The 11368-nt window shown below is 41.8% G+C and carries 10 protein-coding genes and 1 pseudogene; 8 read left to right on the top strand and 3 right to left on the bottom strand.

What is annotated here, in order from left to right; all coding sequences use genetic code 11:
• Positions 1–94: 94 nt before the first annotated feature.
• Both RS893_RS19250 and RS893_RS19255 read left to right on the top strand, forming a co-directional pair.
• Positions 95–364 carry a hypothetical protein gene (locus tag RS893_RS19250; RefSeq protein WP_315786984.1) on the top strand — a complete coding sequence of 90 codons (270 nt, stop codon included), beginning with the start codon at positions 95–97 and terminating at the stop codon, positions 362–364.
• A gap of 96 nt (positions 365–460) precedes the next feature.
• The gene (locus RS893_RS19255; RefSeq protein WP_315792030.1) at positions 461–898 is read left to right on the top strand and encodes an SRPBCC family protein; all 438 of its coding nucleotides are present in this window, start codon (positions 461–463) and stop codon (positions 896–898) included.
• A 184-nt stretch (positions 899–1082) separates the two neighbouring features.
• Here RS893_RS19255 and RS893_RS19260 read toward each other — a convergent pair whose 3' ends face one another.
• Positions 1083–1904, bottom strand: coding sequence for a SirB1 family protein (locus tag RS893_RS19260; RefSeq protein WP_315786986.1), 822 nt, complete (start codon positions 1902–1904; stop codon positions 1083–1085).
• A gap of 1034 nt (positions 1905–2938) precedes the next feature.
• Here RS893_RS19260 and atpD point away from each other — a divergent pair.
• From atpD to RS893_RS19280, 4 genes are all read left to right on the top strand, one after another.
• Complete coding sequence (atpD, locus tag RS893_RS19265; protein WP_315786988.1) at positions 2939–4387, top strand: F0F1 ATP synthase subunit beta; 1449 nt, start codon at positions 2939–2941, stop codon at positions 4385–4387.
• 90 nt (positions 4388–4477) lie between these two features.
• On the top strand, positions 4478–4891 hold the full coding sequence (atpC, locus tag RS893_RS19270; protein ID WP_315786989.1) for an ATP synthase F1 subunit epsilon: 414 nt from the start codon (positions 4478–4480) through the stop codon (positions 4889–4891).
• 296 nt (positions 4892–5187) lie between these two features.
• Positions 5188–7383 (top strand): flotillin family protein, encoded by a 2196-nt coding sequence (locus RS893_RS19275; protein ID WP_315786991.1) that lies wholly within the window; start codon positions 5188–5190, stop codon positions 7381–7383.
• A 473-nt stretch (positions 7384–7856) separates the two neighbouring features.
• Positions 7857–9623, top strand: a complete 1767-nt coding sequence (locus RS893_RS19280) for a protein kinase domain-containing protein (RefSeq protein WP_396336374.1) — start codon at positions 7857–7859, stop codon at positions 9621–9623.
• Here the strand turns inward: RS893_RS19280 and RS893_RS19285 are convergent.
• Both RS893_RS19285 and RS893_RS19290 read right to left on the bottom strand, forming a co-directional pair.
• The gene (locus RS893_RS19285) at positions 9606–9884 is read right to left on the bottom strand and encodes a hypothetical protein (RefSeq protein WP_315786993.1); all 279 of its coding nucleotides are present in this window, start codon (positions 9882–9884) and stop codon (positions 9606–9608) included. The two genes, RS893_RS19280 and RS893_RS19285, sit on opposite strands and share 18 nt — an antisense overlap.
• Positions 9859–10158, bottom strand: a complete 300-nt coding sequence (locus tag RS893_RS19290; RefSeq protein WP_062250540.1) for a 30S ribosomal protein PSRP-3 — start codon at positions 10156–10158, stop codon at positions 9859–9861. The genes RS893_RS19285 and RS893_RS19290 overlap by 26 nt, the downstream gene beginning before the upstream one ends.
• A gap of 183 nt (positions 10159–10341) precedes the next feature.
• On the opposite strand from RS893_RS19290, the gene RS893_RS19295 reads away from it, so the two are divergent.
• Together RS893_RS19295 and RS893_RS30340 are read left to right on the top strand one after the other, a co-directional pair.
• On the top strand, positions 10342–11118 hold the full coding sequence (locus RS893_RS19295; protein ID WP_315787003.1) for a TIGR01548 family HAD-type hydrolase: 777 nt from the start codon (positions 10342–10344) through the stop codon (positions 11116–11118).
• Positions 11119–11127: 9 nt separating this feature from the next.
• Positions 11128–11253, top strand: a pseudogene (locus RS893_RS30340) (cytochrome P450); the annotation flags it as partial.
• Positions 11254–11368: the final 115 nt, after the last annotated feature.

Here is an 11368-nt window from a genome sequence, read left to right on the forward strand (position 1 = left end):
ATTATGCGGATAAAAATTTAAACTTTTTCCGAAGTTTTAAGAAAACTTAGATTTTCAAAGCAAAAGATTGTTAATTAAATAAAAACCAAGGGTTATGAAGACTAGCTTGAGAACTACTAGCGTTGTCTTGTTTTTTATCGGAGTCGCTCTGATAATTCTCAAAATGGCTGATAGCACTTGGATATTTACTGATGCGACTGTTAATCATCAGAGTAGTGATCGGGCCACAAGTAATTTGATCAGTCTGAAGGTTGATTCTCAAAGTTCAAAGCGTAAAACTACAAATGTTCAATCGAGTAGCGACTATGAACCACCAAATTATGGCGGTCCCGATAGTCCTTCTTATGGTAGTGGGACTCGATGATGGTGATTGGGAGTTGGGAAGCAATGAGTCCCCCAATTCCCTTAATTTGCGTTACTCTGAGTGCAGATATAAAAAAACTTAAGCTCAATGTCTGCAATGGAAGTTTTTGAACAATCAATAGATATTAATGCTCCAGCCGCAGTTGTGGAACGCTGTATTAGCGATCGCATTTTAATGCACCGTTGGCTTAATCCTGTATTGCGCTGCGAACCTGTAGGTGAATGGAGTACCGATGTTGGTAGTCACAGTCGCTTTGTAATTCAAATACCTATAATTAAACCGACATTAAATAGTACCGTTGTAGAAAGAAAACCAGGTTTGATTGTTTGGGGGTTCGAGGGTTTTTTTAAAGGACGCGATCGCTGGGAATGTCAACCACAAGCGAAAGGAACACGCCTACTCAATCGCTTTGAATTTGAGATACCCAATTCTTTGGTGAGTTGGGGTTTTAAAACCTTTGCCGAAAATTGGACAAAAGAAGACATGCAAGCCCAACTACGTCGACTTAAGCTTGTAGCGGAGGAGATGCAGTAGGAGTGAGAGTGTGGGGAGAGGGGGGGTGTGTAGACACGCTCATAGGCTTAAGGTAAGGGTGGAGTTGTGAACAACTAACCACTAACCACTAACTACTAACTACTAACTACTAATGTACAGACGCGATTAATCGCGTCTCTACCCACTAACTACTGACTACTAACTATTGACTATTGACGATTGACTATCCTCTACCAAGTTGAGTCAGTAATCGCCGAATCATGTAGGCGTCTTGGGCTTCTGGGGTCTTAACTAAGTAAGTTTCTAGGTCATTGGCTGCTTGGGAAAAGCGACCGAGTTGATAACATAAAAGACCGCGATCGCGCACTTCTAAGGCGAAACCAGGAAATAATAATAAAATTCTTTCTACTGCTGCTAAGGCTTTTTCTAATTCCTGTTTATTCAAGTAGATATATTTGAGGTTTGTTAATATTCTTGCCAGAATTTGTTTGTTTGTTACTGCTGCTAAAAATTCTGGTTGCAGAGTCACGGGATGCTGATATATTTGAGTCAATTTTTCTTGACAATCTTGCGGAAATAATATCTCACCTTGATTGAAAGTATCCACAAAAATCTCAATATCACAAATGTCAGGACGAATTAGAAAATGCCCTGGCATTCCTATACCTACCATCGCAAAATCAATCCGTCGGGCAATTTCTAGATATATTAGCGCTAACGTAATTGGAATCCCCACGCGACGATCAATCACATCATTCAAATAGCTGTTGCGAGGGTCATAATATTCTTGTTTATTTCCTGCAAATCCTAAATCGTTATAGAGATATTGATTAATAGTCTGGATGATTCGCAAAGGATAACGTTCTGCTGGCAACCGTTCTTCTAATTCTGCTGCCATTATATCTAGACTATTAATATATTCTTCTGGATCAAGGTCAGGATATTCTTCTTGAGCAATATATAAAGCTGCTCTTGCTAAATCTATATACTCATCAGGCTGCTGAATTTCCTGGTAAAAATATTGCCGCGCTGACGAGATATTCATAAGCTTATGCCGAGTATAGGTTTACAGTTCAGATTGAATATTGTGAAGTGGTGGTGATACCTATATTTAATATTAAAGATATTGGTTAGATTTGCAAATATTTTGATACAGAAAAATAAATAATAAGTATCTATCTAAGGTATGAAGCTCATAAACAAAATAGAAGAAAAGATTCAAAGTTAATGCGGCTTTAGGCAAAGCTAACCCAACCTGAAAAAGGAGAAAGATCAGTTTCAGAAAAAACTATAGAAAATATAATCTATATAGAATTGATGCGTCTAGGTGGACGCTACGGGGCTATATATGTTCTCCAGTCTGCGGAGGGTAATCGCTTGATGGCTATGCGATGAAATTTTGATATTGAAGAAACGTTACTTTATTATCAGCTGATTTTTTTACTTGAGTTTACGAAATAGGATTAAAACCATGTGTATTTCATTAATAGTGAAATGGCATGGCTTTGCTCTCTCTGCTGGTCTGTGGGGAGGGCTGTTTTTTTGAAGCAGGAGAAGGCGAAAACATCAATACCCCAACGTGTATAAAGCTAAACTTCCCAATCAGGCACAGAGATTCGATCTACTTCTTTAATTGGTCTTAAAGATTATACCCAATCAGGCACAGAGATTCGATCTACTTCTTTAATTGGTCTTAAAGATTATAAAAGAGCGATCGCTGATTTAGAGGCTATTAGACTCCAACCTAACAATGCTCTTGCTTACTCCAGACGGAGTTGTGCCCATAGACAACTCCAGGAGTATAAAAAAGCAGCTCTGGATTACAATGTGGCGATACAGCAAATTTTTAGGATAAAACCTCACAAATCAATTGTGAAAATTTCTCCCTCAGTCTCTTATTCCTATCTTCAACGCCCCTACTCCAATCCTAGCCTGAGTGCTTCATTCAAGAACCCAAGCTTGATAATGAATTTATGCCAAATTCTGGGGTCGTTCAGTGCTACTCTTGAAAATGACATAGCTTAATCTTAAGTCTCTTACGACCCTATCTGAAATATAGCTTCAATCAATAGACTCAGCATGGTCACCACAGCAGAAAAAACAAACATTGGTTACATTACCCAAATCATTGGGCCGGTTGTAGACGTAAAATTCCCTAGCGGAAAAATGCCACCAATCTACAACGCTTTGCAAGTCTCAGGCACTAACGAAGCTGGACAGAAAATCGCAATTACCTGCGAAGTACAGCAACTGCTTGGTGACAATCAGGTGCGGGCTGTGGCGATGACTTCCACCGACGGTTTAGTACGTGGTATGGAAGCTGTCGATACTGGCGCTCCCATTAGCGTACCTGTTGGTAAAGCCACCCTGGGTCGGATCTTCAACGTCCTGGGCGAACCTGTGGACAATAGAGGACCTGTCAACACTGAAGAGAAACTGCCTATCCATCGTCCTGCTCCCAAACTCATTGAACTGGAAACCAAACCTTCCGTTTTTGAGACTGGGATTAAAGTTGTTGACCTGCTGACTCCCTACCGTCGTGGCGGTAAGATTGGTCTGTTCGGTGGTGCAGGCGTCGGCAAAACCGTGATCATGATGGAGTTGATTAACAACATCGCGACTCAACACGGTGGTGTGTCAGTGTTTGCCGGCGTGGGTGAGCGCACTCGTGAGGGCAATGACCTCTACAATGAAATGATCGAATCTGGGGTGATCAACAAAGACAACCTCAACGAATCTAAAATTGCTCTAGTTTACGGTCAGATGAACGAACCACCCGGAGCAAGAATGCGTGTCGGTCTGTCTGGTTTGACTATGGCAGAGTACTTCCGGGATGTGAACAAGCAAGACGTACTGTTGTTTATCGATAACATCTTCCGTTTCGTACAAGCTGGTTCCGAAGTATCAGCGCTGTTAGGACGGATGCCTTCTGCGGTAGGATATCAGCCAACATTAGGTACAGATGTGGGTGAACTCCAAGAGCGCATCACCTCCACCAACGAAGGTTCTATTACCTCTATCCAAGCTGTGTACGTACCTGCGGACGACTTGACTGACCCTGCACCTGCTACTACCTTTGCTCACTTGGATGGAACCACTGTATTGTCTCGTGGTTTAGCAGCTAAGGGAATTTATCCGGCGGTAGATCCTCTGGGTTCCACTTCCACCATGTTGCAGCCTAACGTAGTTGGTGATGAACACTACAACACCGCTCGTGCTGTCCAAGCAACTCTACAGCGTTACAAGGAACTGCAAGACATCATCGCCATTCTGGGTTTGGATGAATTGTCTGAAGATGACCGTCTGATTGTTGCACGAGCCCGCAAAATCGAGCGCTTCTTGTCTCAGCCGTTCTTCGTAGCTGAAGTATTCACGGGTTCTCCTGGTAAATACGTAAAGTTGGAAGACACAATCAAAGGCTTCAACATGATTTTGTCTGGTGAGTTAGATGAACTGCCAGAACAAGCATTCTACATGGTCGGTAGCATTGATGAAGCCATTGCTAAAGCTGAAAAACTCAAAGGGTAATTAGTTAGTGGTTGTTGGTTAGTGGTTAGTGGTAACAGCTACTAACTACTAACTACTAACCACTAACTACTAACTACTAACAAAGGACATATGCCATTAACCGTTCGTGTAATTTCCCCAGACAAAACAATCTGGGATGCTCCTGCTGAAGAAGTGATTTTACCTAGTACCACTGGTCAGCTTGGTATCCTCACTGGACACGCACCATTATTGACTGCCTTGGATACTGGTGTGATGCGAGTACGTCCTAGTAAAAATCAAGGCTGGACACCCATTGCGCTTCTAGGTGGATTTGCTGAAGTTGAAGAAGATGAAGTAACCATTTTGGTTAACGGTGCTGAACGTGGTGACAGCATTGATCTTGAAGAGGCTCGTGCTGCTTTTAACGAAGCACAAACCCGTTTAGGTCAAGTGAAAGAAGGCGATCGCCAAGGTCAAATCCAAGCCAATCAAGCTTTTAAACGCGCCCGCGCTCGTTTTCAAGCTGCTGGTGGCATGGTATAATTAAAAACCCGGTTTCTGTAAAGAACCGGGTTTACGCTATAAATTTGCAGATATTTATGTATATAGTTTTGGAATGATTCGCAAGGGTACGGTGTAGCAAAACCTTTAATCTTCTTTCTAGAAACCGGGTTTTTAGATATTGACCATCGTGCAAAATGATGCACACCGAGAAATTTTGCGTGTACTTTTAGTTATTGGTAAACTTTTATCAAAATAAGAACAAGTTTAAGAAATTAGGGGAAGTCTAAATGGAGTGATAACTTAGATAATTAGTTGCCCAAAGGGGCAAATATTATATGGAAGGCTCACAAGATTCCTCTAATAAAAGTAAACAAAAGCAAAATAAAATACTTCGTTTCGCAGCATCTGTAATCACGACTTTGACTTTAGCTGGTAGCATTTATACTGCTAGCGCTAATCCGATTAAGAAAGCTACTCCCCAAGAATTCGCCTCAGTCCCAACCCAAATTCAGCAGACACAACCAACGACTATTCAACTTGCAGGTGTGTCACCTTGGGGAATCGTCCCCATTATTGTTGTGGGTGGTGTGGTGATTTTTGTCCCCCTGTTTTTTGGCGGACTGGTTGTGATTGGTGAGCGAGAAGTTGGTATTGTTATTAAAAAATTTACCATTTCTGGACGTGGACTCCCCGCCGGACGCTTAATCGCGATGAATGGCGAAGCTGGTTTTCAGGCTGATACCCTAGCCCCTGGTTGGCATTGGGGCTATTGGCCTTGGCAATACTCAGTGAAAAAAGAGCCAGTCGTTGTTGTTCCTCAAGGTGAAATTGCCCTGATTGTAGCGGAAGATGGTACACACACCCCACCCGAACGTATTTTGGGCAAGGTTGTAGAATGCGATAATTTTCAAGACGCCCGGAAATTCCTGACTAATGGCGGGGAAAAAGGGCGACAAATGGGTTTTCTCACAGCTGGTACTTACCGAATCAACACTGCCCTATTTAAGATCATCACAGCAGCTAACGCCAGCAAACATGGTATGAGTCCAGAACACTTGCGGGTGTATCATGTTGCAGGTGACAAAGTTGGTATCGTTACCACTCTAGATGGTCTTCCTATTCCTGGTGGTGAAATTGCAGGTCCGGTGATCGCCGCTCACGACAACTTTCAAAATGGACAAAGATTCATTGATGGTGGTGGACGTCGGGGTTTGCAAGAACAGATTTTGCTTTCTGGTTCTTGGAATTTGAATCCTTGGTTTGTCCAGGTTGAGCAAGTGCCAATGACAGAAATTCCCATTGGTTATGTGGGTGTGGTGATTTCATTCGTTGGTAAAGCGCACGAAGATGTGAGTGGTGCAGCTTTTACTCACGGTAACTTAGTGAACCCTGGACACAAAGGCGTCTGGATAGAACCACTGTATCCAGGTAAACACCCAGTCAATACTCGCGTCATGAAGATTGAGTTGGTTCCAACGACCAACATTGTTTTAAATTGGTCGAGCCGCACCGAACGCCATAATTATGACGCCAAACTCGGCTCTTTAACAGTGCGTTCTAAAGACGGGTTTGCTTTTGACTTGGAAATTGCCCAAATTATCCACGTTGGCGCTTTGGATGCTCCCAAGGTGATCTCTCGAGTAGGTTCAATGCAGAATTTAGTGGATCATGTGTTGGAACCAACAATCGGTAACTATTTCCGCAACTCAGCCCAAGATTACACGGTGCTGGACTTTCTAAGCGCTCGCAGTGAACGGCAAGCAGAAGCCGCCGATTATATTAGAGTAGCGCTGCGGGCTTATGATGTACAGGCGATCGATACTCTGATTGGTGATATCCAACCGCCAGCAACGTTGATGCAAACGCAAACAGACCGGAAAATTGCCGAAGAACAGCGTAAAACCTTTGAAGTTCAGCAGCAGGCGCAAACTCAAAGACAGCAGCTGGTACGGGAAACAGCTTTGGCTGATATCCAACAAGATATGGTCAAGTCGGAGCAGGGTGTCAAAATTGCTGAACTCAAAGCTCAAGCTGACATTCAACAAGAGGCGGTAAAATCTGAGCAAGGCGTAAAAATTGCCGAACTTAAAGCCAATGCCAAAGTTAAAGAAACCACAGGTGAAGCCGAAGCCATTCGTTTAAGAGCCGACGCAGAAGCTCAATCTTTACGACTCAAAAGCCTGGCTGAAGCCGAAGCCATCCGCGCCACAGGTAACGCTAAAGCAGAAGCTTACCACGCTGGGGTGGAAGCCTTGGGTTCACAGGGTTACACAGCCATGCAGTTGATGCAAATTATCGGCGATCGCCATGTCCGTCTCATCCCCGATGTCTTAGTTGGTGCTAACAATGGCACTAGCAACGGTTTGGTTGATGGGTTACTTTCGATGATTTTATGGAATCAAACAGCTAAACCAGGTGAAATCATTTCACCGTTGCAGCCGAAACCACCAGTTACCGAACCAGAACCAATTCAACTAAATGGTAATTCACCCGTGGTTGTTGATTTCCCGTTGGATGGGAATGTTGGTTAGTAATTGGTGATTTGCACTTTCATAATTAATTCAATTCAATTAAGTAGTCGCCATGAAGTATTACAAATTTCATGACGACTATTTAGGTTTATTTTCGGGGGATTTTTCAAGATTATACTAATGTGAAAAAAAGAGTGCGACAGATGAATTCTGTAGAGATGCGATTTATCGCTCTCATATTCTGAATGTGTCGCAAACATTACCTAATTTTGTGGAGAGACAATATCATAGGTTATGTAAAAATAGAATTGTACCAAGGGTCAAAATTAATTAGTGTGATTGCATCTAAAACAGCAAGTGATGGTGTTTTTGCATGGATAACAAATAGACCAATACTACAAGGATTTTATATTAGAGTGACTAGTTTAGAAGACGAAAATGTTTTTAGTAGATTACAGTTAAGGTAATAGTTTTTTATTAAAGTACTTAAATTTATCTATCTCTATACTTTTCATAAAATTTAATTTTTTATTTTGAAATTTATAAAAGAACGCTATCGCTTCATTAAACAAATTGGTCAAGGGGGAGATTGTCAAACTTTTCTCGCTGTTGATGAAGGTCAATCTCTTTCATTTTTTTGTGTTGTCCAACAATTTGCAAAACAAGATTATACACCTGAAACTTTTGTACAAAAAGCACAACGATTAGAGGAATTGGGTAAACATCCACAAATTCCTATCCTTGTAGCATATTTTGCCGAAAATGATCATTTTTATTTAGTACAAGAGTTGATTGAGGGTAAGGATTTAGCTGCGTTGTTAGAAGAACAGGGAGCTTTTAATGAAACTCAAATTTGGCAACTTTTAGAAACTTTGTTGCCTGTGATTAAATTTATAAGCGATCGCAATGTTATTCACTGTGATATTAAACCAGAAAATATTATCTTAAAATCCTCCTCTAACTTCACAAACGGGAATCTATTTTTAGTTGATTTTAGTACAGCAAAACTGCTACCACATCAGCAAATCTTGGCTAAAAAAAGTTTAGGTAGTCCAGAATATGCGGCACCAGAACAAATGCAAGGTCAAGCTGTTTTTGCCAGTGACCTTTATAGTTTGGGTGTAACCTGTATTTACTTACTTACCCATATTTCCCCTTTTGATTTATTTGATATTGCCAATAATTCCTGGGTTTGGCAACAATATTTAACTGTGAAAGTGAGCGATCGCTTAGTTAAAATAATTGATCAACTGATAGAAACTGACATGAGTCGTCGCTTTCGATCAGCTGATGAAGTTATGCAAGCGATGGGTATTAATTCAACTCAAAATCTACCAGTCTGGGAACGAGGCAAAATTCCCAATCATGTACAAGAATGCTTACATACTTTAACAAGATATCCAAGTGATTTGAGTAGTGTAAATTCTGTTGCTATTAGTCCTGATGGTCAAATATTAGCCAGTGGTCATGATGACAAAACTATTAAATTGTGGAATTTAAACACCCACAAACTGATATCTACGTTAACTGGACATTCCCAAGCCGTGAAATCAGTTGCTTTCAGTCCAGAGGGAAATACTTTGGCAACAGCAAGCGATGATAAAACTATTAAGTTATGGAATCTGAATACTCTTGAGGAAATTTTTACTCTCTATGGACATTTAAGTGCTGTCAAATCAGTTGCTTTTAGCCTTAGAGGAATTTTGGCTAGTGGCAGCTGGGATAAAACAGTTAAACTTTGGAATATCACAACAGGTCAAGAGATTTCTACCTTAACCGGACATCAGTTACAGGTAAGTGCTGTTGCATTTAGTCCTCAAAATCAACTACTTGCGAGTGCTAGTTTTGACAGGACAATTCGTCTGTGGGATTTGTCTCCCCTTCACACCCAAACACAGAAAAAATTTGAAAACTGCACATGCTATAGCCTTTGTGGTCATGCTTGGGCAGTTTTGACAGTCGCCTTCAGTCCGGATGGTAAAATCTTGGCAACTGGTAGCGATGATAACACTATAAAATTATGGAACGTAAATACTGGTCAGGTAATTCACACACTATTAGGTCATTCGTGGTCAGTTCTAGCAGTGGCTTTTAGTGCCGATGGCAAACTACTAATTAGTGGTAGTAGAGACACTACAGTCAAGCTTTGGAGAGTAAGTACAGGGGAAGAAATTGTTACTCGCACCGGACATGTGGATTCAGTATCTGCTATTGCTGTTGACCCTGTTGCACAACTAATTGTAAGTGGCAGCAGGGATAAAACTATCAAGCTATGGCAGCTTTTACAACAGCAAGGATGAAGGGTGAAGGGTGTAGACGAGGCAGTGCGGTGGACGGGTTTCCCGGCATAAAGCATCTGCCGTGCGCTCATAGGCTTCTCGTAGAGTAGGATGAAGTGTGAAGGATGAAGTATTAATTTTAATACTTCTGCCTTCTGCCTTCTGCCTTCTGCCTTCTGCCTTCTGCCTTCTGCCTTCTGCCTTCTGCCTTCTGCCTTCTGCCTTCTGCCTTCTGCCTTCTGCCTTCTGCCTTTTTCTAGGCGCTACCTGTGAAGGTAACATCAGGGAATTTCCCTTGTGCTTCTGACATCGGGCGGTTTCTACCTTCCTCTTGCCAGTAGTTGATAACTTCGGTAGCTTTATTGAGTAACTCTACCCGATCTACTTCAGTAATCCAGTGTTTTGACTCTAGCTCTTTTTTGAGTTCTTCCCAGGCATCATTTCTGGGCCAGAAAAAGTACTTTGTCAACGGACTAGTACCTTTACCTACCACCTGATCAACCGCCAAGGCGACGTTTTCATCTAACCACAATATTTTCAAAATGAATTTGGACAATCGCACCTCCGGGATATTTCCGGGCAATACTTAACTAATGACAGATCGCTTATTCTATCGCAATCCTTGCCGAGTGAACAAATTGAGTGGGAGATGGGGAACTCACTGGCCCCTGGTGGGGATTAGGGGCAGTGGGGTGATAGGGAGGTGGGGAGTAAACAACTAACCACTAACAACTAAATTATGAACACAATTGTTATTTTTGATATTGATGGTGTTGTGCGCGATGTGAGTGGTTCCTATCGTCGAGCGCTTGCAGATACTGTGGAGAATTTTACAGTAGGAGCCTATCGTCCTACATCAGTGGATATTGACCAGTTAAAGTCTGAAGGGATTTGGAATAATGATTGGGAGGCATCCCAAGAGTTAATCTATCGCTATTTTGAAACCCAAGGACAGCCCCGCGAACAATTAGGGTTGGACTACAAAAATATTGTTGCTTTTTTTCAAGCTCGTTATCGAGGTACAGATCCCGAAAATTTTACTGGGTATATTTGTGATGAACCTTTATTATTAAGTCCTAGCTATCTTGAACAACTGACTTTAGCTGGTATTGCTTGGGGATTTTTCAGTGGTGCAACTCGTGCTTCTGCGAACTATGTTTTGCAAGGTCGTTTGGGTTTACAATCTCCTGTTTTGATTGCGATGGAAGATGCCCCAGGAAAACCAGATCCTACCGGACTTTTCGCGACTGTTCGACTGTTGAAAGATAATATTGACAATTTATCAATGATTGTATATGTGGGAGATACAGTAGCTGATATGTATACAGTAGAGAAAGCGCGAAATCTCCAACCTGAAAAAACTTGGATTGGTGTAGGGGTGTTACCACCACACGTCCAAGAAACGACAGCACGGCGTAATGCTTATGGCGAGACACTACGGCAAGCAGGAGCAGCTATAGTTTTGAATAATGTGCAGGAATTAACACCAGCAAAGATTCGGCAATTGTGTTATTGATCCGCATGTGAAAAATTACTACAAGAATTGGATAGCTTGGGTGATAATCCTAAGATTGGTGATATTTGGTAATCGCCTTATTTAAATGCTGTCTGCTCTGAAACACTACGTCTTTATCCGGTGACAATGCTTGCCTGACCTCCATCAGTGGTGATGTTGGAATGCTAGAGATTAATGGCTATATGCTGTAGAGCCAGAAGTGCTAGTGAACGCGATCGCCACTCTGGTAAATCAGAAGTAAGGCTATACT

This window comes from Fischerella sp. JS2 (genome assembly GCF_032393985.1).
Classification (GTDB): domain Bacteria; phylum Cyanobacteriota; class Cyanobacteriia; order Cyanobacteriales; family Nostocaceae; genus Fischerella.